The sequence below is a fragment of the Paenibacillus sp. FJAT-27812 genome, assembly GCF_001273905.1.
GTDB lineage: Bacteria > Bacillota > Bacilli > Paenibacillales > Paenibacillaceae > Pristimantibacillus.
Genome location: NZ_LIGH01000001.1, coordinates 3,895,782 through 3,917,471, shown reverse-complemented (window position 1 = coordinate 3,917,471; position 21,690 = coordinate 3,895,782). Strand labels below are relative to the sequence as shown.

Here is a 21,690-nt window from a genome sequence, read left to right as displayed (position 1 = left end):
TCATTTCGCCCTTCCTGCCATAATCATGCGTGGGGAGGTTGCCGAATCGTAAGCTGACCCATTGTAATTGCCGTACAGCTGCTCCATGTCAAGGCCGCAAGCCGCAAGATGCTTATCGAACCAACCGAGATCGTACAGCCTTACACGCTCCAAATACTGCCTTGGCTCGTCATTCGACTGGGAACTGGACACCGTAATCTCTTTTTGCACCCACCCGTCGCGAATGGATCGAACCTCTTCTATAAGTACGCCGCACTCCTCATCCCTTCGCTCCGAATAAGGCACTAATGTTTGTTCCACATAAGTAGGATTAAGGAAATCAATCAGAAACGAGCCGCCGGTGCGCAGCACTCTCCGGATATGCCTTATAACGCTCACATTGTCCTCTTCCGCAGTAAAGTAACCGAAGGAAGTAAATAAATTGACCGTTGCATCAAAGCAGCCTTCCTCGAACGGCAGCTCGCGCATATCGCCCTGCACCCACTTTACAAGCCCGCTCCCGTCGTGGCGGTCGGCTTCCTCCAGCAAAATAGGCGACAAATCCATCCCCGTCACCGTGTAGCCGAAGTCAGCGAGCGCAAGCGCATGCCTGCCCATTCCGCAGCCAATATCCAGCACGTTGGCACCCTCTTTCAGCTTCAGCCATGCGATCATTTTACGAACCTCTTTATTTGCATCCTCATAATTGCGATGTTTATAAACGAGCATATAATCGGAGCCAAAGCTCTGTTCGTACCATGGTTTCATATATTGCTCTCCTTCGTCATGAACATGCGCCTAGCAAAAATAGATATTGGATTAATTGTACTTGAATTCCATCCCGCTCGCAAAACAGTTTCACTCAGGCATAGTTTTTGGCTTTTAGTGCAAACTATGGAAGTTCATCCGGTTGGTCGGCCGATTTTGATCATCTTAAAGAAGGGGGTATCGCCATGATAGAACGCATTCGCTTATTGTTCGCCGAAGCAATCGATATCAAGCTGGAAACGTTGCAAAATAGCGAAATGACCATTGAGATCGCTTATATTGCACCTCTATGCGAAGAAAAGAAAATAAGCGATTTCATCATCGTCCCTTTCACGAAAGAGGAATATTCGTTCCAGAATCAATTAAACACGAACCCCGATTACCGGGTAATAGAGGACGTCGCAAGATGGCAGGAGCTTCTGCTTCGCGGCAATGTGCTGATTGAAGCGAATTGCACCATTTACTCGTTCGAGGTTGCCCGCATCATCAGCATTGAAAACCCGCAAACGCAGGTAGAGAGCGCCATTCAAGGTCCTCAGCTCGCGCTGAGTGAAAATATAAATATTTCGCTCAACCTGGTCCGCAGCATGTATCCGTCTCCGGATCTGTCCGTAGAGGAGCATACGATTGGCTCTTTGTCCAAGACGCCCGTGTTCGCCCTGTACGATCAGCGCCGGGTCGATCCTACCGTGCTCGAAAGCCTTCGTACGAAACTCACGACAATTAATGTGGAAATGCTCCAAGCGGCTGGGGATTTGGAGAAGCTACTCGTCGGCAAACGCAAGCATTTGTTTCCTACGCTTCTTATTACGGAACGTCCAGACCGAATAACCAAAGCGTTGTCCAAAGGTAAAATCATTATTCTCCTAAAAGGAAATATGTTCGCAATCATTTTGCCTGCTACCTTTTTCGATTTCATGCATGCGATGGAGGATGATTACGACGCGTATTGGATGACCCGTTTTCTTATCTTTCTAAGATACGCCTCCATTGTGCTGACGATCACGCTGCCGGCGCTCTATATCTCGGTCGTCTCCTACAACCCGGAGCTTTTTCGCGTGCAGCTTGCCTTCTCCATTGCGGGCAGCCGCTCTGCCGTTCCATACCCCTCGTTTGTTGAAGTGTTTATTATGCTCTTCATGATCGAGACGCTCATTGAGGCCAGCATCCGCTTGCCGCGTTACATAGGTTCTACAGCTACAACCGTAGGAGGGCTTATTCTCGGACAAGCTGCGCAGCAGGCTGGGCTCGTGAGCAGCATCATGATCATCGTGACCTCGGTCGTTGCGATATCCAATTTCGTCATTCCCGTAAATTCGCTTTCGTTTGCAGTCCGTTTTTTGAAATATCCGCTCATCGCCGTCTCCATTTTTTTTGGCATCACAGGCGTTGCGGTCGGTATGTTCATCTATCTCACTTATCTTTGCAATCTTAGAAGCTTCGGAAAACCGTATATGCGTATATTCGGAAAATTAAGGCCATTAGAAGGCGATGTCGGGCAGGTGAAAATCAAGTGAATCGGTATGTCTTTTACAATTTCATACTCGTCAGCTTCATTAACTTGATGCTGTTCGTTCCGCATATTTTAATTCAGGCCCGTTATAACGGTGCTGTAGCTTCTATCCCTGTCGGCATTGTCATCGGCACGATTTTGGTCTATATGTACACGAGCGCCATGGCTAGGTTTCCCGGCAAAGGCTTGCCGGAAATATTAAAGCAGCATTGCCCTAAGTGGCTCGTCGTCATCTCCATGTACTCTTTTGCCATGATGTGGTGGATGGGAACGACGATCGTTGTTATCGCCTACGCCATGGTCATCAATCGGTTCTTTAATCCCGATGCGAACACGATCGTTATTTTGGTTATGCTAATTCTTGCGTGCGGCTACGCGGCGACCCGTTCCACGCTCTCCGTCATATTTGTCATCGAGATCGGGCTTATCGTCAATGCGCCGATCATTATCTTTATTTTGTTCAAGGCGGTGAGGAGTCCTCAATTAAATTGGGATGCCATTCGAGTCGTCGCCAATTACGTCACCCATATGCCCACCTTGACCTCCGTTGCGGCTGCTTCTTTTATTTTTACCGGATATATTAATCTATCCATATTTAATAGGCTCTTTTCGCCAAACTTCCGCTTCAAATTCCGCTGGATATACCCGGTCTTCGGTAGCGTAATTTTGCTTATTACGTTTTTTGTCCCGATCGGATTTCACGGTACGGAAGGCGTTAACCAATATATTTATATTTGGAGCGTTACCGCCGACTCCATGCTCATGCAGTATGGGTTCATTGAGCGCGTATTGTTTCTTTTTCTTATTGTTTTTTTAAATTTGACGCTCATTTATACGATGGCCGGCTGGCATCAAGCGATGGAATTTATTAAAAGCTGCTTCAAAAATTATAAGCCGGAAATCGACAGTCCAAAAACGCCGGCATCCAACTACGTGATCGCCAGCATTTTCGCAGCGCTTACGATCCTTTATCTTGTGCTGACTAACGAGAAGATGAATGTGTTTATTACAACTTATTGGCTTGCGCTACGCATGTTTGTTGAAGCCCTTATCGTTGTATGGGTATTCATCTTGAGTCGAAAGGGGTCCAAAGCGGCATGAGCAGCGCAATTCGAGCTATCCTGACGATTGCCGTATTTGGTTTGCTTATCAGCGGATGCGGCTTCAAGGACATCGACAAACGTTTTTTTGTCGTCGCGCTTGGCATTGATTTATCCGAAAACGAAAAAAAACCGTATCGCCTCACGCTTCAGCTTGCCGTACCCTCGCCGAAAATCGAGCCGGGCGCATCGAAAACGCAAATAGAAACGATTGATACCCAAAGTGTTGCCGAGGGCGTCCGAATGATGAAAGCCTATGTAGACAAAGAGCTCGATTTCGGGCATTGCAAAGTATTCCTTATAGGCGAGAAGCTGGCACGGCAAGACTATCAGAACCTGCTGGAATGGATGACAAGAAGAAGGGATATCCAAAGCGTAGCTGATATCGCAATAGGCAAACCGGACGCTGAGAGCCTGCTTAAAGTGAAGCCGGTCTCCGAGCGCTATCCAGGCAATACGCTGTTTCTTAGCTTCGGCTCCGACGGCACCGAATCATCCTACACTTACGTGGAATCGTTATCGGATTTCTCAAGGCGGGCCTCGGAGCAGGGACTCGACCCGTTGATGCCTGTTATCGCCAAAGATAAACGGGAAAGCTACGTAATCAATCGGACGGCGCTGCTGAATAAGAAACGGGTTAAGCTCATGCTCACTCCTGCGGAATCCCAGCTCTACAATCAGCTAGCCAGCGATTTCACAAAGTCATCCATGCATGGCATGTTTCAAGGAATGGATCTTGTCGTTGCTCTGACAGAAATTCACTCTAAGTATCGCATCGGGAAGCATGATGGCGAAGAAACGGTTATGATGGATATCAAAATGAAGGTTGTATTCGAGGAAGCTCCAAAAGGGATTTACAATGATCAATGGAGACCCATCGAAAAAAAGCTAAGCGAGGAATATGCCAAATCCTGCGTGGCCCTTCTGCGAAAAATCCAAAAGGCAGGCGTTGATCCCGTTGGATTTGGGCTTCGTTATCGCGCCACCCATCCCGGCAAGGATGCATGGAAACAATGGCAGAAGATTTATCCAACGATCAAATTCGTTGTACATGCGAACATCATAATTGAAGGCACCGGGCTCATCAAATAAAGCAATAAGATCAAGTCCCCATTCTGCATAACAAAGGGTTGTCTTCGTGGTCACAAGACCTGCGAAGACAACCCTTTTTCGCTTTATTTAAGAACCAGTCTATTCGTTTGACGCAGCGCTTGAATTGATCCTGCTCCGATGCCGAACATCGCCGTCCGCAGTTCAAATTCGATCCGCTCAAATTGCTGAAGCAGCTGCTCTTGCGATACTTGATTGGTGCCGTTAGCGGCTTGCGGCAGCAGCACTCGTCCAAAGCCCGCTAGGTTAGCTCCCAGCGCGATAGCCTTTGCTGCATCAACGCCGGTTCGAAGGCCGCCGCTTGCAATGATATTCGCATGCGGCAGCCGATCGCGAATTTCTATGATGCTCTCTGCCGTTGGTATTCCCCAATCTGCGAAAGCCTCTGCTGCCTGCCTTCTCATCTCGTCTTGCGAGCGAAACTTTTCTACCTGGCTCCAAGAAGTGCCGCCAGCTCCAGCCGCATCAATGAAGGCAACTCCGACACCGGCAAGCGCTTCCGCCGTATCGGCATCGATTCCCCATCCGACCTCTTTAATGCCAACCGGCACCTGCAAGTATTTGCAAACCTGTTCGATCGACTGCAGCAAATTGCGGAAATCCGTATCACCCTCCGGCTGGAACACCTCCTGCATGCTGTTTAGATGCAGAACGAGCGCGTCCGCCTCCGCAATATCGACCGCTTTGCGGCAAGAGTCCACGCCAAACCCATAATTAAGCTGAACCGCGCCAATATTGGCGATAACAGGCACGGTAGGCGCATCCTTACGGATGGAGAAAGAGGCCGCAAGCTGCTCATTTTCAATAGCGGCGCGCATCGAGCCAAGGCCGATTGCCCAGCCTCTTGCCTCTGCAACCACAGCCAAGCGGCGATTAATCGCACCTGCTTCATCCGTTCCTCCCGTCATGGAGCTGACGAGCAGCGGAGCACCGAGCTTTTTGCCAAACCATTCCGTATCCAGCCTTACCTCGCTGAAGGAAACCTCAGGCAGCGCATTATGCTTAAAGCGGTATTGCTCCAACCCCGTTTGTATGCCAACGCTGTTTACTTGCTCCTGCAGGCAAATGCGTATATGCTCCCCCTTGCGCTTTGCGGTTGCTGCTTGCTGATCTACTGTCATGCTTGTTCCTCCCAAGCGCGAACGGCTAACGCCTTTTATGGCGGCGCAGCGCAATTTTCGCTTCTCTATCTTCTAATGTTAATATGCTGCTTTGTTCATACTCAATCCCGCAAAAACGACTACCTACTAGCATAGCATAATTTTCTCATTCACGCTCCTAGCTCCACGACATTGACACATAAGCCGCAGAATAGAATAGTTCCTCCAATCAGTGTGACATAATAAGGAAGGCACTAGTTCTAACTTCTACCCGCATAGCCATGACATGAAACGTCTTCCTTCATATTTATGATTTTTACAATCATTAAATTGATTTTTACAATCATTTTATATTGTTAATCCGTCGGAACTCATATAAAATAAAAGTAACGAATCCACCAAGGAGGCACACAAATGGAAATTATTAAATTTGATACACAGCAGGAATTGGACGCTTATGCAGCAGGGCTTTTTATTAACACCGTAAACGAGAAACCAAGCGCAGTGCTTGGGCTGGCAACGGGATCGACACCTATCGGAATTTATGACAAAATAGTAGAGTCATACAATCAAAAAAAGGTTAGCTTCAAGAATGTTACGACGTTCAATTTGGACGAGTACGTTGGCCTGACGGCTGAAAACGACCAAAGCTACGCTTACTATATGAACAAGCATTTATTCTCGCATATCGATATCCCGTCAGCTCAAACCCATTTGCCTAACGGCATGGCTGAGAATCTTGATGCGGAAACCGCTCGTTACGATGCTATGCTTGAAGCGCAGCCGGTTGATATCCAACTGCTTGGTCTTGGCCACAACGGTCATATCGGCTTTAACGAGCCCGATGTCAACCTATCAGGCGGCACTCACGCAGTGAAGCTGAAGCAAGAAACCCTTGAGGCGAATGCACGTTTCTTCGCTTCTATGGACGAAGTGCCTAAATATGCGATTACAATGGGCGTTGGCTCGATTTTGAAGGCGAACACAATCGTACTCGCCGTCCGCGGTGCGGACAAAGCAAGTATTGTTAAAGAAGCATTGACTGGTCCGATCACCACCAGCGTTCCAGCCTCATTGCTGCAAACACATGCGCGCGTAATCGTTCTGCTCGATCGCGAGGCAGGAAGGATGTTGGATTAAATGACAGTAAGCTCTGCTAACTGGCTCATTCATAATGTGAATATCGTACTGGAGAACCGAGTCGTTACCGGAAGTGTTGTCGTTCAAGATGGTAAAATAGCCCAGGTCATTTCGGAGGACGACAACGAAGCAGCAGGAGCCGTGACGAAAGAGCTTCCTTCTATAGATGGTCAAGGCGGCTGGCTGCTGCCAGGCTTCATTGACGTTCACGTCCACGGCGGTTTTGGCGCTGATTTCATGGATGCCAGCCGTGAAAGCTTTGACACGATTACTAAGTTTCACGCCTCTCAAGGGACAACGGGCATGCTGGCTACAACGATGACTGCTGCGAAGGACGCAATCGAGAATGTCTTGCAGGCAGTAGCGAAGTACCGCAGCGAAGAAATGCCTTATGCCGCTTTGTACGGCGTTCATTTGGAAGGCCCCTTCATTAGTGAAAAATGGCCTGGTGCGCAAAACCCGATCTTTATTAAAGATCCGCAGCTAGAGTGGATGAAGCAGTGGCATTCAGAGTGGCCAGACCTCATCCGCCAGCTCACGCTGGCGCCAGAGAAAAACGGCGCAATCGAGACGATTGCTTGGCTTGCTGAGCAAGGCATTAATACGGCATGCGGACATACCGATGCCGTTTACGATGAAGTCATCGCCGCCGCCAATGCCGGCCTGTCGCAGGCTGTTCATACGTTTAACGCGATGCGCGGTCTTCATCATCGCGAGCCCGGAACGCTAGGCGCCGTTTTAACCGATGATCGCATTGCTGCTGAGCTCATTGCGGACGGCATTCATGTGCATCCGGCGGCGATCCGCCTCGTGCTTGCCGCGAAGCCGCAAGACAAGGTCATTCTCATTACTGATGCGATGGCAGCAGCGGGCATGCCGGACGGCGAATATAGTCTGGGCGGCTTAGCCGTTATCGTGAAGGACGGCGAAGCGCGTTTGCGCGAAGGCAATGCGCTTGCAGGCAGCTGCTTGACGATGATTGGCGCCGTTCGCTTTATTCTTGAAAACTCAAGCTTAACGATTGCTGAGGTCAGCAGGCTAGCGAGCGGCAACGCAGCGAAGCAGCTCGGCATTAGCGACCGTACCGGCTCCATTGCAAGCGGCAAGCAAGCCGACCTTGTATGGACCGATGCATCGCTGAACGTACGGCAGACGTGGGTGCAAGGCCGCTCCGTGTACGAAGCGAGCCAAGGCTAATGCAAAAATCCCCTTAAGGTCGGTTGACCTTAAGGGGATTTTTTGTGCAAAGACGGAATGTCCTGCAAGGAGGACATTCCGTCTTTATTCACGATATTAGCCCGTCACATGCACGGAAATGCCATACTGCTCAACCGCTGCTTCCAGCTCCTCCGTCAGCGGAACGTCGGTAATGACGCCGCGAAGCTCCGTTAAAGAAGCGATGGAGAACAGCGAGGTACGGCCTGTTTTGGTATGATCGAATACGGCATACGCCGCTTGCGAACGCTTAATGAGTGCTTTGGCGATTTGCGCTTCCTGCTCCGAGTAGGTCGTAATGCCGCCGGCGGCAGAGATGCCGTCAACGCCGATGAACATTTTGCCGATATGCAAATGGGATACCATGCCCTCGCCTAGCGGTCCGCAAAGCTCGAAGCTGTTATGGCGCATAATGCCCCCGGTTACGACGACTTGAATGTCGCTTCCCGCCAGCTCCATCGCAATGTTAACCGCATTGGTTACGACCGTTATGCCCTTGCGGGATTTTAAAATCTTCGCGATCAAGAAGTTCGTTGTGCCCCCGGAGAGCGCGATGACGTCGCCTTCGTAGATTAAGGAAGCAGCCAGCTCGGCGATCCGCTCCTTCTCCAAAATCGACAATCCTTCCTTCTCGGCAAAAGGCAGATCCCGCACGGAATTCATTCCGTCGTACATCGCTCCGCCAATCGTTCGGATAACGGGAAATTCCGTCTCCATTTGCTCCAAATCACGACGCGCTGTCGCTTCAGAGCAGCCGAAACGTTCAACCATCTCCGCTATCGTCACTCGTCCCTGCTGCTTCAGCAGCAGCAGTACAGCCTCCCGGCGGCGCTGCCCCTTGGAACCGTTCACATCAGCCATTGTCAGCGCTCCACCCAAGCTTTAGCGGACATCCGCTGCTGGACGACATCCCACTCCGGCAGCGCTTCCCAGTCTCCACGCATTTGTACGACTAACGATCCATTGATGCTGGCAAGGCGCACCGCTTCAACAGGGGATAGTCCCTTCATAATGCCAGCTAAGAAGCCCGCACAGAAGCCATCTCCCGCGCCTACCGTATCCACAACCTGTTCAGCAGGATAAAATGGCAGGCTTTCCTCTTGGCCGTTATTTAATACAACTGTCGTATCGCCTCTGCCTTTGATGATCGAGACTGCCTTCAATTTATTCAGCTCGCCTTTGACATACTCATAGTCATCCGTGTTATACAATAGCTTAAGCTCATCCCAGCCCGGCAAAAAATAATCCGCATCCGCAGCAAGCGGCAGAAGCGTCTCGCGCGCTTCCTCAATGGACCACAGCTTTAGGCGCAAATTCGGATCAAAGCTGACGAGCACGCCCGCGTCTTTGGCGATATCGACTGCGCGGCGCAGCGTCCTGCGGCAATCCTCGCTGAGCGCTGCGGTAATGCCGGTGACATGAAGCAGCTTTGCTCCGCGGATATAGTTTTCGTCAAGCTGCTCCGGAAGCATGCGGCTTGCGGCCGAATGCTTCCGGAAATAATGGACGGCCAGCCGGCCCGCAACATGCTCGCGGAACATCATGCCCGTTGGCGCCTCGGCGCTAAGCTGGGCACGGGACACGTCTACACCTTCACCGCGCAGCGTTTTTAAAATGATTTTGCCGAATGGATCGTCGCCAAGTGCTCCAAACCAGCCTACGGACGTGCCAAGACGGGCAAGTCCAATTGCGACATTGCTTTCCGCTCCGCCGAAGCTTTGCTCAAGCGTCGCAGCGCGTTCGATTGACTTATGCTCCTGTGGCATAAATAGAGCCATTGATTCGCCAAACGTTACAATTTGCGGCGATGATTCATGCACGTTGCAATCCCCCTACAGCGTTTTATAATCTAAGTATTTACGATTAGCCTTGAAGCATCGGAAACTTCATGAAGTAGATAATAGCGATATACAGCACCAAAACGATGATGCTCATAACGCGTGCTTTGTTAATATGTGCGGTTGCGCTTTTCCCGTCTTGAATCGAAGCAACGACGAGCTTAAGCGGTTTGGAAATGATCCCGCCAAGTGCGGCAATGCCAAGGAAAAGCACGATAATAATAACCATCCATGCTACGCTGTAATCAGCCTGCGACATCAAGTAACCGCCAGTTAGCAGCTGCAAAACAAGGAAATACTGGGCAATGCGATTAGCTGACAGCAAACCGTCCGCAAGGCCGCCTTGTCCGACTCCAGCAAGCTTGGATGCTCTTCCAACCATGATCGGAAGCACGATATAGAATCCCATCCCAACTGCTCCTAACACATGCAAAAACAACATTACTTTAAACATGATTAACTCCTCCTGTTTTGGTACAGCGTAATCAACGACCCGCTATTGCCAAAATCGTATCTAACAAATAGTTTATCAGAAACGAGATTTTTTTCAAATGATCACGCTATCAATCCGTTGATTTATAGCCTTTTTTGCTGATTTCATGGCGATTCGTTCCCGAAGTTTTCACACTTTGCCATTTCTGCTGTCTGACAAGCTGTTCCGAGCCGCTTTAGGCTTTAAATCCATATTTACTCATAACCCCATGAATGGCGAAATAAGTCACGTCCTCAGGCAATGCGTCTTTAATTGGCCGCAGCTTTTCATTCCCAAGCTCTCCGATCGCTTCTACGATCAGCTGCTCGTATTCGGCAGGAATAATGCGGCTCCAATCAATCTCTTCTCCCTCGTCGGCGCAGCGAATTAAATGCCCCTCTACCGTTACCTTGCTCAGCCCTCGCTCCTTGGCAATCTCATCGGGCTCCAAGCCGGCTTGAAACCGGGCAAGCGTAGTCAAATAACTAGGCTCCTCGTCGCTTGATGACCGTTTACCGGAAGCGGCAGTCTCCTTGGATGCTGCCGCAACGTTTGCGGCCGGCTGCCCCTCGCCGCCAAACGAACGAATGACGGCAAGCAAGCCTTCGCCGTATTTCTCCGCTTTCGCGGATCCAATCCCTTTCACCCCTAACAGCTGATCCACCGTTTGCGGCTGTACATTGGCAATTTCTCGAAGCGTCGCGTCAAAAAACAGCATGAACGGCGGCACGCCTTCCACCGCTGCTTTCTCTTTGCGCCACTGCTTAAGCGCATCGAATAGCGGAGAAGCATTCGCGTAATCGGCTGATGCCGTTTGCCGGACAGTCGCACGCACTCTTTGCATAATCGGTTCGCGGCCTTCTAAGACCGGCAGGGCATTGGCGGTTAACGATACGACTGGATATTGCCCGTCGCTTAGCTTTAAGTAACCTTCCGAGACGAGCCAATAAAGCCAGTCCGCGATTTCCTTCTCCGGCAAATGGCGCATCAGTCCGTAGGTCGACAAGCGGTCAAGCCCGAATTCAAGCAATCGTTTGTCGCGCGAGCCTTTGAGCACCTTCGCTGCCATCGTAACGCCGAAGCGGCCTTTCATTCGCCCGACACAGGAGAGCGCCATCTTCGCCTCCTCCGTCCGGTTAACCGGCTCGCTCTTATCCAGGCAGCTGCTGCATTTGTCGCAAGCCTCTACGCCGGTCTCGCCAAAATAATCGACGATAAACTGCTGCAAGCAGCGCTGCGTTCGGCTGTAATTCATCATCGTATGCAGCTTGGAGAGCTGAATCGACTTGCGGTCCGTATCCCCGGTCCCTTGCTCAATCAGGAAGCGTTGAACCTGCATATCGGCTGGCTCGAACAGGAGAATACATTCACTTTCCTCTCCGTCCCGTCCCGCGCGGCCCGCCTCTTGGTAGTACGATTCAATATCGCTGGTCATTTGCCAATGCAGCACGTAGCGGACGTTCGGTTTATCGATTCCCATGCCAAAAGCGTTCGTCGCGACCATGACGCGAATATCATCAAACCTAAACTTCTCTTGCGTATCGGCACGCTCTACATCGGAGAGACCTCCGTGGTATTTCCCAGCTTGTATGCCTCTGCGCGTAAGCTGCTCATATACATTCTCGACTTCTTTTCTTGTAGCCGCATAAATAATGCCCGATTGCTCCTTGCGCTCCGCTACATAACTCTCAAGAAATTTTTTCTTGTCTACGCCCGTTACGACGGAGAGCGATAGGTTCGGCCTAGCAAAACCGGTTACGAAAACGCTTGGATCACGAAGCTTGAGCATTTCTGAAATATCGAGCGCAACCTCGTTGGTTGCCGTAGCCGTAAAAGCAGCCACAAGCGGCCGATCCTTCATTCTCGCAATCCAGCCTGCTAGTTGCCGGTAGCTTGGCCTAAAGTCATGTCCCCATTGAGATACGCAGTGGGCCTCGTCTATGGCGATAAGAGGGATCTGCAACTGCTCGGATAGCGACTGGAACATCGGCGCATCAAGCCGCTCAGGCGCTACGTAAAGCAGCTTATATTCGCCCTGCATCGCGCTTCGCATCACATCCCGGTATTCCGCCGCTCCGAGCGAGCTGTTTAGAAACGCTGCAGATACCCCGACACGCCTTAGCGCATCCACCTGATCCTTCATGAGCGATATGAGCGGGGATATAACAAGCGACGTTCCCGGCAGCAGCATCGAAGGAATTTGATAACAGATCGATTTACCTCCGCCTGTCGGCAAAATAGCCAGCGTATCTCGTCCGTTCAATATGCCCCCTATTATATCCTCTTGTCCCTTGCGGAAGGAGTCATAGCCGTATACTCTTTTTAAAGCTTGCCTCGCTTGTTCGATCACTGTTCATCCCTCCTCTGTAAAAATAAACAAGAGGACCCTGGCAGCATTCTGTCAGGGTCCTCCCAAACGCATTCATTTATAAACAGCGAGCAAGCCCGCTTATTCGCCTGTTACGATTTGAATAACGCTGCGAACGGATTGAGCGGATTTATCAAGCGCAGCTTTCTCTTCGGCTGTCAGATCAAGCTCAAGCACTTTCTCGATGCCGTCGCCGCCAATGATTGTTGGAACGCCCATAAACAGGTTTTCATAGCCGTACTCGCCTTCAAGCAAAGCGATAACCGGTATGATCCGTTTTTTGTCTTTCAGGATCGCTTCAGTCATTTGAACAAGCGAAGCTGCAGGCGCATAATAAGCGCTGCCGTTGCCAAGCAAGTTTACGATTTCGCCGCCGCCAACGCGAGCGCGCTGTACGATTGCTTCAATTCGTTCAGCAGAGATAAGCTTCTCGATTGGAATGCCGCCAACGTTCGAATAACGAACGAGCGGAACCATATCGTCGCCATGTCCGCCAAGCACGAAGCCGCGAACGTCTTCAACCGATACGTTAAGCTCTTGCGCAATAAATGTGCAGTAGCGAGCCGTATCAAGAACGCCGGATTGGCCGATTACGCGGTTTTTTGGGAAACCAAGCGTTTGGAATGCCGCGTAAGTCATAGCGTCAACCGGGTTGCTCAGGATGATGACATAAGCGTTAGGGCTCGTCGCTTTGATGTTTTCGCATACGGATTTCACGATGCCAGCGTTAGTGCTGACAAGGTCGTCACGGCTCATGCCCGGTTTACGGGCAATACCCGCTGTGATGATGACAACATCGGAATCCTTTGCATCTTCATAGTTGGAAGTACCGATGATGTTAGCGTCTACTCCAAGTACCGGAGTTGCTTCAAGCATATCAAGCGCTTTACCTTTTGTTGGGTTTTCAAGCGGCGCGATATCAACAAGAACAACATCGCCAAGTTCTTTTTGAGCAAGCATTAATGCCGTAGTAGCGCCTGTGAAGCCAGCTCCTACGACGGTAATCTTTTTACGCTTAATAGCCATCTTGTAATTCCTCCCGTATCATTGCTTATTTTAAAGGGGAGACCCCTTTGACCCCCTTTTTTTAAGGGAGCCAAAACTCCAAAGTGCGTTTTCGAACCCTCCTAAATCCTCCCTTCCAAGGGAGGACCCCAAGGCGCTGCGCCCTCTGGACACCCGCAAATTGGACTAACGTAGGAGAAAGACCGGTGCGTTTGCGCTGCTTTGGAGCATGGATCGCTTTCGTCCCTGCTGGACACGCTTTACGATTGTGCGTGGAGGGGAATCTGTCCCTGCGGGACGCGATTCCAAAACCTGAGGGACGCGATACCAAGACCTGCGGGATACGATTGCAAGACCTGAGGGACGCGATACCACTAAGACCAACACATAAAGAAAAAGCAAGCCATACAAAGATTATGGGGATCAAACGGTTCCCTTATTCAGCGGAAGATCAAACTACATGTTTTTGATGATTTCGTCTGCGAAAGCGGAACATTTAACTTCTGTTGCGCCTTCCATCAAGCGAGCGAAGTCATAAGTTACGGTTTTGTTGTTGATCGAAGCTTCCATACCTTTATAGATAAGGTCAGCCGCTTCTTGCCAGCCTAGGTGCTCAAGAAGCATTACGCCGGAAAGGATTACGGAACCTGGGTTTACTACGTCAAGGTCAGCGTATTTAGGAGCTGTGCCGTGTGTAGCTTCGAAGATTGCATGACCAGTCAAGTAGTTGATGTTAGCGCCTGGAGCGATACCGATACCGCCAACTTGTGCAGCTAGTGCATCGGACAGGTAGTCGCCGTTCAAGTTCAATGTTGCGATAACATCGAAGTCAGTTGGACGTGTAAGCACTTGTTGCAAAGCGATGTCTGCAATAGCGTCTTTAACGATTAGCTTGCCTGCAGCTTCTGCATCTTTTTGTGCTTGGTTAGCAGCGTCAGTGCCTTGAGCTTCTTTAATGCGGTCGTATTCGCCCCATGTGAAAGTCTCGTTAGCGAATTCTTGCTCAGCCACTTCGTAGCCCCAGTTTTTGAACGCGCCTTCTGTATATTTCATGATGTTGCCTTTGTGTACAAGCGTAACGGATTTTTTGCCGTGTTTGATCGCATACTCGATCGCTGCGCGAACAAGACGTTGCGAGCCTTCTTTGGATACTGGCTTGATGCCGATACCGGAAGTTTCAGGGAAGCGGATTTTGTTAGCTCCCATTTCTTTTTGAAGGAACTCGATTACTTTTTTCACTTCTGCGGAACCTTCTTGGTACTCGATGCCCGCGTAGATGTCCTCTGTGTTTTCACGGAAGATAACCATGTCAACCAGCTCAGGACGTTTTACTGGGGAAGGAACGCCAGTGAAGTAACGTACTGGACGCAGGCAAGTGTAAAGATCAAGCTCTTGACGAAGGGCAACGTTCAAAGAACGGATACCGCCGCCGATAGGCGTCGTCAAAGGACCTTTAATGGCTACGATATATTCACGGATTGCTGTTAGTGTATCAGCAGGCAACCACTCGCCGTATTCGTTGAATGCTTTTTCGCCGGCAAATACTTCGTACCAAGCGATTTTTTTCTCGCCGTTGTAAGCTTTTTCTACCGCTGCATCAAGCGCGCGCTTCGAAGCTTTCCAGATGTCGCGGCCTGTGCCGTCGCCTTCGATGAAAGGAATGATTGGGTTATTAGGAACCTGTAGTACGCCGTTATCAATTGTGATTTGCTCGCCTTCTGTTGGAAGCGCGAATTTTTCGAACTGTGCCATGAATGAAATCCTCCTTGGAATGGTACCTGCCAGTTGCAGGTATGTATTAGTTTTATATCACACTGGTCGCGGAGAACGACAGCCCGTTCGCGTTCGTCCTCCTTAACCATTGTATCTTAAATGAACGATTAACGCTGCTCGATTGGAATGTACTTCGCGTTAACTGGCCCTACATAGTCCGCACGCGGACGAATCAAGCGGTTATCTTGGTATTGCTCAAGGATATGCGCGCTCCACCCAGATACACGGCTGATCGCAAAGATTGGTGTAAACAGGTCGCGTGGGATTTCAAGCGTCGTGTATACGGAAGCGGAGTAGAAGTCAACGTTTGGCTTCAAGCCCTTTTGCCCAGTTACCAATTCTTCGATTTTGACAGACATTTCGTAAAGCTCCATATTGCCTGTCAGCTTGCCGAGCTCGCGTGACATTTTTTGCAAATGCTTCGCGCGCGGATCGCCGTTTTTGTAAACGCGGTGGCCGAAGCCCATAATTTTAACTTTGTTCGCAAGCGCGTTGTTAATATAGCTCTCAACGTTAGCTGCCGAACCGATTTCTTCCAGCATCACCATAACCGCTTCATTAGCGCCGCCGTGTAGCGGGCCTTTCAAAGCGCCGATCGCGGAAGTTACGCCCGAATAAATGTCCGACAATGTTGCTACAGTAACACGCGCAGCAAATGTCGAAGCGTTCAATTCGTGGTCAGCATGAAGAACAAGCGCTTGATCAAGTGCCTTAACAGCTACTTCAGCAGGCTCGTTCCCAGTAAGCATGTACAAGAAATTATAAGCGATTGATACGCCTTGCTTAGGCGCTACCGGTTCTTTGCCTTGACGAATACGCGCAAAAGCAGCAATAATCGTAGGCAGCTGAGCCTGCAATTTGATTGCTTTCAATTGATTCGCTTCAGGAGTCATATCGTTAGCGGAGCTATCGTACAATGCTAGGCTTGATACTGCTGTGCGCAGTGCAGCCATCGAATTCGTGTCTTTTGGATATAGTTTAATTTGATCAAGTACGCCTTGTGGAACTGCTGCATATTGATCGAGCTGCTTTTGCAGACCATCAAGCTCGGAACGATTAGGTAATTTACCGTACCATAGCAAGTATGCGACCTCTTCAAAAGTAGCGTTTTCTGCAAGATCGTCAATATCGATTCCACGGTATGTCAGTACGCCATCAATAATCGAGCTGATGGACGACGCCGCGGCGACAATTCCTTCCAAGCCTTTAGTTGCTGTCATCGTTCTCTCTCCTTTAACTTGGATATCTTTGTTAACAATAAAAAAGGTTCGTTATTTGTACCATCACCTTTAATCATAAATGATTTTGACAGTGAAGTGAACAAATAGAGACATAAAAATGATTTATCGACATCATTAATAATTTTTTCGATTAGGCTTTTCCTGCTTTGCGTCATATGCTCCAGCTGCATTTTTCCCTATTCGTTCTATTTTTAGCCGCAGCATAAACTATTTTTACAGAAACGAATATAGTGGTAAAATGTCACAAAGAGAACTTTCTGAGCAAAATTTGCCGCATTGGAGGCGCTACATGACTGAACAACGCATCGGAATTATTGACATAGGCTCCAACTCCGTCCGGCTCGTCGTATACGAGAGGACTGCAAATGGTGCTCATCGAGTGGCTGATAGCAGTAAACGGCCAGCTAGGCTAAGCGAACGAATTGATGAAAACGGCGAACTGCCGGGGACAGCAATTGAGGAGCTAATCGACACACTGACCCATTTTACCATGATTTGCACACATAATCATACAAGCAATATTCGCGCGGTCGCCACGGCTGCTATTCGGAATGCCAAAAACCGTGCAGCAATTCTGCATCGCATAAAAGCAGAAACCGGCTTAACCATCGAATTGTTATCCGGCGAAGATGAAGCGTCCTACGGTTTTCTCGGCATGATCAACTCGCTTAATATACGGGACGGGTTTTTAATCGATATCGGCGGCGGAAGCACCGAGCTCTCTTTGTTCCGCAACCGCGCGCTCGTTCGCTCGGTTTCCTTTCCGTTTGGCTGTGTAAGCCTTAACAAGCGCTTTTGCGGGAAAGGATTGCTGCAGGACGATGATTTACGAGCGCTAGAATCACTCGTGACGGATGCCATTCGGAACGAGCCTTGGATCGGTGAAACGCCCGGGCTCCCGCTTGTAGGAGTAGGCGGCACCGTTCGCGCGCTCGGCAAAATGCATCAGGCTGCTTATAAATACCCATTCCCGCAAACGCATAACTATCCCGCGACACATGAGCAGGTCGATGAGCTGTTCCATCAAATGCGCAAGCTGCCGCTTGATAAGAGGCGCAAGCTGCCAGGCTTGTCCAAAGACCGCGCCGACGTCGTAGTGCCTGGCGTTGCTATATTGCGTGTTTTGTTCCGGGCAACAAAATCGGCATACTACCGAATATGCGGTGCCGGCCTGCGCGATGGCTTGTTCCACGCGACTCGTTTTCCGAATCACCCGAAGCAGGATGATGTACTGAAATTCAGCCTAAGAAATTTGAGCGCCCTGCATCCGGCAGCGCCGAAGCAGCATGTGCTGCAGGTTAACCGGATAGCGCTTGAGCTCTTCGATGTGCTGAATTATGTACACCCTTTGCCGCCTCAAACGCGGGTGCTGCTCGATACAGCATCTCAGCTGTTTCGCATCGGCGCTTCCATCGATTATTACGAATATGCGAGACACTCGTTTTATCTCATCATCAATTCCCAGCTAAATGGGCTTACCCACCGGGAAATCATTATGACAGCTGCTATCGCTTCATATAAAAGCAAAGGCCGAGCTCGCCAGCACATATCCGAATACAGGGAGCTGCTTAACGAGAGCGACCTCGAGGTTATCTATAAGCTTGGTTCACTGCTTCAGCTGTCAGCGGCGCTCGATCGAACGGAGACGCAGGCGATCGCACAGCTGAACGTACAACTATCAGGCAACCAGCTGCTGCTGCGGCCCATTCAACCGCGCGGAACGCTCGCTGTCGAGCGCCGCGAGGTCGAGGAGCTAAGCTCCGAATTCAAGAAGCTGTGGAATGTATCGCCGATCCTCGACTATACAGCTATGCATGCCCCTTCCACAACGATATAACCTTCGCCTCAAATTGACTGCGGAACGGCTGCTTATTTTCACTGGAAATGTGTTCATAAGTACCGTTCGACTGCAGCTCGCGAGCCTTCACATTATCATTGATATTAAGCTCGAGCATCTTGATTAAAATTTGCCTAAGCGTCGCATCAAATACAGGGCATATCAGCTCGATCCGCCGCGTTAAGTTGCGAGTCATCCAGTCCGCGCTCGATAAGTAAACTTCCTCTTCCCCGCCATTGTAAAAATACATAATTCTGGCGTGCTCAAGGAAGCGGTCAACGATGCTGATCACTTGGATATTTTCACTGCGTCCTGGCACGCCCGGCCGCAAGCAGCAAACTCCCCTAACGATAAGCACAATTTTCACGCCGGCTTGTGAGGCATCATACAGCTTGTCGATCATTTCTTGGTTCGATAGCGAATTCATCTTCGCGATAATGCGCGCCGGTTTTCCCTCAATTGCATTCGCTCTTTCCCGGTCAATTAGCCGGTACAGCTTTTCCTTCAAATCCGAAGGCGCAACACCAAAAGCCTTCCACTCATATGGCGTTGAATAGCCGGTTACTTCGTTGAACAGCGCCGATGCGTCCCCGCCAATAATGGGATGGGAAGTAAATAGTCCAATATCCGTATACAGGGTAGCCGTACTGTCATTGTAGTTGCCCGTTCCGACATGGACATAACGCCGAAGCGTGCCTTGCTCACGACGGACGACGAGTAAAATTTTGGCATGCGTCTTTAAACCGACTAATCCATAAACAACATGACAGCCTGCTTTCTCCAGCTGGCGTGCCCATGCGATGTTTCTTTCCTCGTCAAACCTCGCCTTAAGCTCCACGACGACCGTTACCTGCTTGCCTGCTTCGCCAGCCTTGGCAAGCGCTTGGACAAGCGCAGATTGGCCGCTGACGCGGTACAGCGTCATTTTGATCGCAAGCACATCCGGATCATAAGCTGCCTGCATGACAAAATCATTAACGGCATCAAACGACTCGTATGGGTGATACATCAACACATCGCGTTGACGGATAACCTCGAACATATCGTCCGTATCATCAAATTCCCTTGGATAGACAGGCTCCAGCTTCTCATATCGCAAGTTATCATTTCCTGGTACCGCGCCTGCGAACTTCATCAGGAAGCTCAAATCAAGCGGACCGTCAATTTCGAATAAATTATCTTCAATTTCCAGCTCTTCCGTAAGCATGTCGAGCGCATAGGGATGCATGCCCTTCGCCACCTCAAGCCTAACCGGTATGCCCCAACGACGGCGGCGCAGCTCCTTCTCGATCTCCTCTAGCAGATCCTCTGCATCCTCCTCATTCAGCGTAATATCGGCATCGCGAGTCAGCCTGAACGGGTTGACGGAAAACGGAATATAACCATTGAATAACGTATCAATGAATTGTTCGATTAAATCCTCAAGCAGGACAAACTCCGTCTTTTTGCTGTTAATTCTTCCCGGAACGGGAACGAACCTCGGCAAAATGGATGGTACCTGCACGATAGCAAAGAGCGGCTCCTCCTCAGAAGGATCATCCTCTCGCCTCAGCAGCACAGCTAAATAAAGCTCTTTCGTATGTACGAGCGGGAACGGCCTGCTCTGATCAACAGCCATCGGCGTAAGCACAGGAAATACAATTTCGTGAAAATAATCCGAGACCGCCTTCGTTTGCGTTGCATTCAGCTCATCGATCGAACGGATAAAAATCCCTTCGCGGCTTAAGCTGCGAAATACTTCTCTGTAAGTACGGTATTGATCATGAACCATTTGCGTAGCTCGCTTAATCAATCTTTTCCATAGGCCCGACGGCGTGTAGCCGGTAAAATCGGTTTTCGATAAACCTGCTCTCATCTGCATTTGTATGCCTGCAACCCGCACGCTCATGAATTCGTCCAAATTGCTGGATACAATCGCCAAAAACTTAGCTCGCTCCAGCAAAGGATTGCTGAGATCCTGGGCCTCTTGAAGAACTCTTCGGTTGAACTCGATCCAACTTAAGTCACGGTTTACATAGTTGGACAAAAGCTTGGTCATTTCTCACGCCTCCTATGTAATTATGCGAAATAATCACGGTTCTAATGTGTACGTTTCTTTTTGCAGATCCATTCCGCTTCGCAAGCTTTAATACGAGGCAGCGTTAAACATATCTTCAAAAGTGACAAGAAACGACATATATCTATTTTATTATGAAGCATGACTATTATTGCCATGTTAGCCTTTTGTAAAGGTAACGTAAATATTAGAATCGGCCGATTTTAAAATTGCCGTTTCTCATTCTTTTTTCCAGCCAATGCAGCATCATTTGCCTATAAAAGACACGTGTTGCCGGAATGAGCAGCGTGACGCCCATGATATCGGAAATAAACCCGGGCATGAGCAGCAATAATCCACCTGCCAGCACACACAAGCCGTCCAAAATCGACTGGCCCGGAATTTGTCCCGCTTGCATTTGACGCTGAGCCTCGACCCATACTCGCCGCCCTTCCGCGCGAGCCAGATATGCGCCTGCCAGTCCCATCACGATGAGTATAAAAAAAGTGTTCCAACCGCCGATCCAGTTGCCAACCGTAAAAATACCAATCAGCTCAACGAGCGGAACGACAATAAAGACAGCGAGCAGCCATTTATACATGATTTGACCTCCTAAAAGTTTGCGATGCAAACTTACTTCGTAAGCATAGACATTGCGGAGCAACCTTACTTCGCAAGCGAGCTCTTCGTTTGCAGCAGCCCATAGAGCTCCGGCATCACCTTATTTAGGCGTGCAGGCTGCCACTCCGTGTTTACCCATACATGCTTAGTGCCGCCCTCGACTAACAGTTCTCCTGGCAGCTGTGCGTTTGCTTCAAGCTCAAAAGCATGGAACTCCGATGGCGTGACCCTTCTAATTTGCGACTCAAAAGTAAGTCGCACGGGAGAGAAGTCGGCTACCCGTGTACATACAAGAACCGTATCGTCATAACGCGCGGGCAGCAAATAACGGCAATGCAAATCCACGACAGGCAGCAGCAATCCGCGTTCCTCGATCGCTTTGTAATGGTAACCAGCATTCCTTATCCATTCCGTACGTCCAATTTCAAACCAAGTTACATAATTTCCATGAAAAACGACACCCATTTGATCGGTTTCCTGATAGCGAACGCGAATGGGATGCATAAACCAGCCAGAAGCAGCAACCATGACAGATCCTCCCAAATTCCATATACAATAAGCTTACATAAATCCTA

The 21,690-nt window shown here is 49.7% G+C and carries 18 protein-coding genes; 6 read left to right on the top strand and 12 right to left on the bottom strand.

Features of this window, described 5'->3' with window-relative positions; all coding sequences use genetic code 11:
- Window positions 1-747: a class I SAM-dependent methyltransferase gene (locus tag ADU23_RS16575; RefSeq protein ID WP_053374742.1), complete on the bottom strand. Its 747-nt coding sequence runs from the start codon at window positions 745-747 to the stop codon at window positions 1-3.
- A 185-nt stretch (window positions 748-932) separates the two neighbouring features.
- Between ADU23_RS16575 and ADU23_RS16570 the strand changes: the two genes are divergently transcribed.
- From ADU23_RS16570 to ADU23_RS16560, 3 genes are read left to right on the top strand one after another with little or no spacing between them, the layout of a single operon-like run.
- Entirely contained in the window at window positions 933-2,264 is a 1,332-nt protein-coding gene (locus tag ADU23_RS16570) for a spore germination protein (RefSeq protein ID WP_053374741.1), read from the top strand.
- Window positions 2,261-3,361 (top strand): GerAB/ArcD/ProY family transporter, encoded by a 1,101-nt coding sequence (locus tag ADU23_RS16565; RefSeq protein WP_053374740.1) that lies wholly within the window; start codon window positions 2,261-2,263, stop codon window positions 3,359-3,361. The genes ADU23_RS16570 and ADU23_RS16565 overlap by 4 nt, the downstream gene beginning before the upstream one ends.
- The gene (locus tag ADU23_RS16560) at window positions 3,358-4,452 is read left to right on the top strand and encodes a Ger(x)C family spore germination protein (RefSeq protein WP_053374739.1); all 1,095 of its coding nucleotides are present in this window, start codon (window positions 3,358-3,360) and stop codon (window positions 4,450-4,452) included. Before ADU23_RS16565 ends, ADU23_RS16560 begins: the two co-directional genes overlap by 4 nt.
- Before the next feature lie 83 nt (window positions 4,453-4,535).
- Here the strand turns inward: ADU23_RS16560 and fni are convergent, their stop codons facing one another.
- Window positions 4,536-5,591 carry a type 2 isopentenyl-diphosphate Delta-isomerase gene (gene fni / locus ADU23_RS16555; RefSeq protein WP_053374738.1) on the bottom strand — a complete coding sequence of 352 codons (1,056 nt, stop codon included), beginning with the start codon at window positions 5,589-5,591 and terminating at the stop codon, window positions 4,536-4,538.
- Between the two features lie 393 nt (window positions 5,592-5,984).
- On the opposite strand from fni, the gene nagB reads away from it, so the two are divergent.
- Both nagB and nagA read left to right on the top strand, forming a co-directional pair.
- Window positions 5,985-6,710, top strand: coding sequence for a glucosamine-6-phosphate deaminase (nagB, locus tag ADU23_RS16550; RefSeq protein WP_053374737.1), 726 nt, complete (start codon window positions 5,985-5,987; stop codon window positions 6,708-6,710).
- Complete coding sequence (gene nagA / locus ADU23_RS16545) at window positions 6,711-7,907, top strand: N-acetylglucosamine-6-phosphate deacetylase (protein ID WP_053374736.1); 1,197 nt, start codon at window positions 6,711-6,713, stop codon at window positions 7,905-7,907.
- A 96-nt stretch (window positions 7,908-8,003) separates the two neighbouring features.
- On the opposite strand, the gene ADU23_RS16540 is transcribed toward nagA, so the two are convergent.
- The 7 genes from ADU23_RS16540 to citZ form a co-directional block, all read right to left on the bottom strand.
- Window positions 8,004-8,786, bottom strand: a complete 783-nt coding sequence (locus ADU23_RS16540) for a DeoR/GlpR family DNA-binding transcription regulator (protein ID WP_053374735.1) — start codon at window positions 8,784-8,786, stop codon at window positions 8,004-8,006.
- A gap of 2 nt (window positions 8,787-8,788) precedes the next feature.
- A complete protein-coding gene (locus ADU23_RS16535) occupies window positions 8,789-9,745 on the bottom strand; it encodes a sugar kinase (protein WP_053374734.1) in 957 nt (318 codons plus the stop codon).
- Between the two features lie 43 nt (window positions 9,746-9,788).
- Window positions 9,789-10,217 (bottom strand): hypothetical protein, encoded by a 429-nt coding sequence (locus ADU23_RS16530; protein ID WP_053374733.1) that lies wholly within the window; start codon window positions 10,215-10,217, stop codon window positions 9,789-9,791.
- Window positions 10,218-10,431: 214 nt separating this feature from the next.
- The gene (recQ, locus tag ADU23_RS16525; RefSeq protein ID WP_053374732.1) at window positions 10,432-12,585 is read right to left on the bottom strand and encodes a DNA helicase RecQ; all 2,154 of its coding nucleotides are present in this window, start codon (window positions 12,583-12,585) and stop codon (window positions 10,432-10,434) included.
- Between the two features lie 99 nt (window positions 12,586-12,684).
- A complete protein-coding gene (mdh, locus tag ADU23_RS16520) occupies window positions 12,685-13,629 on the bottom strand; it encodes a malate dehydrogenase (RefSeq protein ID WP_053374731.1) in 945 nt (314 codons plus the stop codon).
- A 435-nt stretch (window positions 13,630-14,064) separates the two neighbouring features.
- Entirely contained in the window at window positions 14,065-15,360 is a 1,296-nt protein-coding gene (gene icd, locus ADU23_RS16510) for an NADP-dependent isocitrate dehydrogenase (RefSeq protein ID WP_053374729.1), read from the bottom strand.
- 128 nt (window positions 15,361-15,488) lie between these two features.
- On the bottom strand, window positions 15,489-16,601 hold the full coding sequence (gene citZ, locus ADU23_RS16505) for a citrate synthase (protein ID WP_053374728.1): 1,113 nt from the start codon (window positions 16,599-16,601) through the stop codon (window positions 15,489-15,491).
- Window positions 16,602-16,911: 310 nt separating this feature from the next.
- On the opposite strand from citZ, the gene ADU23_RS16500 reads away from it, so the two are divergent.
- Window positions 16,912-18,459 (top strand): Ppx/GppA phosphatase family protein, encoded by a 1,548-nt coding sequence (locus ADU23_RS16500; protein ID WP_053374727.1) that lies wholly within the window; start codon window positions 16,912-16,914, stop codon window positions 18,457-18,459.
- On the opposite strand, the gene ppk1 is transcribed toward ADU23_RS16500, so the two are convergent.
- The 3 genes from ppk1 to ADU23_RS16485 form a co-directional block, all read right to left on the bottom strand.
- Window positions 18,431-20,497: a polyphosphate kinase 1 gene (ppk1, locus tag ADU23_RS16495; RefSeq protein WP_053374726.1), complete on the bottom strand. Its 2,067-nt coding sequence runs from the start codon at window positions 20,495-20,497 to the stop codon at window positions 18,431-18,433. The genes ADU23_RS16500 and ppk1 overlap by 29 nt on opposite strands.
- Before the next feature lie 205 nt (window positions 20,498-20,702).
- On the bottom strand, window positions 20,703-21,095 hold the full coding sequence (locus tag ADU23_RS16490; protein ID WP_053374725.1) for an FxsA family protein: 393 nt from the start codon (window positions 21,093-21,095) through the stop codon (window positions 20,703-20,705).
- 65 nt (window positions 21,096-21,160) lie between these two features.
- Window positions 21,161-21,643, bottom strand: coding sequence for an acyl-CoA thioesterase (locus tag ADU23_RS16485; RefSeq protein ID WP_053374724.1), 483 nt, complete (start codon window positions 21,641-21,643; stop codon window positions 21,161-21,163).
- Window positions 21,644-21,690 lie beyond the last annotated feature (47 nt).

Bases quoted from the DNA above. Each gene is read 5' to 3' on its own strand.
- ADU23_RS16575 (WP_053374742.1), bottom strand. From the start codon at position 747: ATGAAACCATGGTACGAACAGAGCTTTGGCTCCGATTATATGCTCGTT.
- ADU23_RS16570 (WP_053374741.1), top strand. From the start codon at position 933: ATGATAGAACGCATTCGCTTATTGTTCGCCGAAGCAATCGATATCAAG.
- ADU23_RS16560 (WP_053374739.1), top strand. From the start codon at position 3,358: ATGAGCAGCGCAATTCGAGCTATCCTGACGATTGCCGTATTTGGTTTG.
- fni (WP_053374738.1), bottom strand. From the start codon at position 5,591: ATGACAGTAGATCAGCAAGCAGCAACCGCAAAGCGCAAGGGGGAGCAT.
- nagB (WP_053374737.1), top strand. From the start codon at position 5,985: ATGGAAATTATTAAATTTGATACACAGCAGGAATTGGACGCTTATGCA.
- nagA (WP_053374736.1), top strand. From the start codon at position 6,711: ATGACAGTAAGCTCTGCTAACTGGCTCATTCATAATGTGAATATCGTA.
- ADU23_RS16540 (WP_053374735.1), bottom strand. From the start codon at position 8,786: ATGGCTGATGTGAACGGTTCCAAGGGGCAGCGCCGCCGGGAGGCTGTA.
- ADU23_RS16530 (WP_053374733.1), bottom strand. From the start codon at position 10,217: ATGTTTAAAGTAATGTTGTTTTTGCATGTGTTAGGAGCAGTTGGGATG.
- mdh (WP_053374731.1), bottom strand. From the start codon at position 13,629: ATGGCTATTAAGCGTAAAAAGATTACCGTCGTAGGAGCTGGCTTCACA.
- icd (WP_053374729.1), bottom strand. From the start codon at position 15,360: ATGGCACAGTTCGAAAAATTCGCGCTTCCAACAGAAGGCGAGCAAATC.
- citZ (WP_053374728.1), bottom strand. From the start codon at position 16,601: ATGACAGCAACTAAAGGCTTGGAAGGAATTGTCGCCGCGGCGTCGTCC.
- ADU23_RS16500 (WP_053374727.1), top strand. From the start codon at position 16,912: ATGACTGAACAACGCATCGGAATTATTGACATAGGCTCCAACTCCGTC.
- ppk1 (WP_053374726.1), bottom strand. From the start codon at position 20,497: ATGACCAAGCTTTTGTCCAACTATGTAAACCGTGACTTAAGTTGGATC.
- ADU23_RS16490 (WP_053374725.1), bottom strand. From the start codon at position 21,095: ATGTATAAATGGCTGCTCGCTGTCTTTATTGTCGTTCCGCTCGTTGAG.
- ADU23_RS16485 (WP_053374724.1), bottom strand. From the start codon at position 21,643: ATGGTTGCTGCTTCTGGCTGGTTTATGCATCCCATTCGCGTTCGCTAT.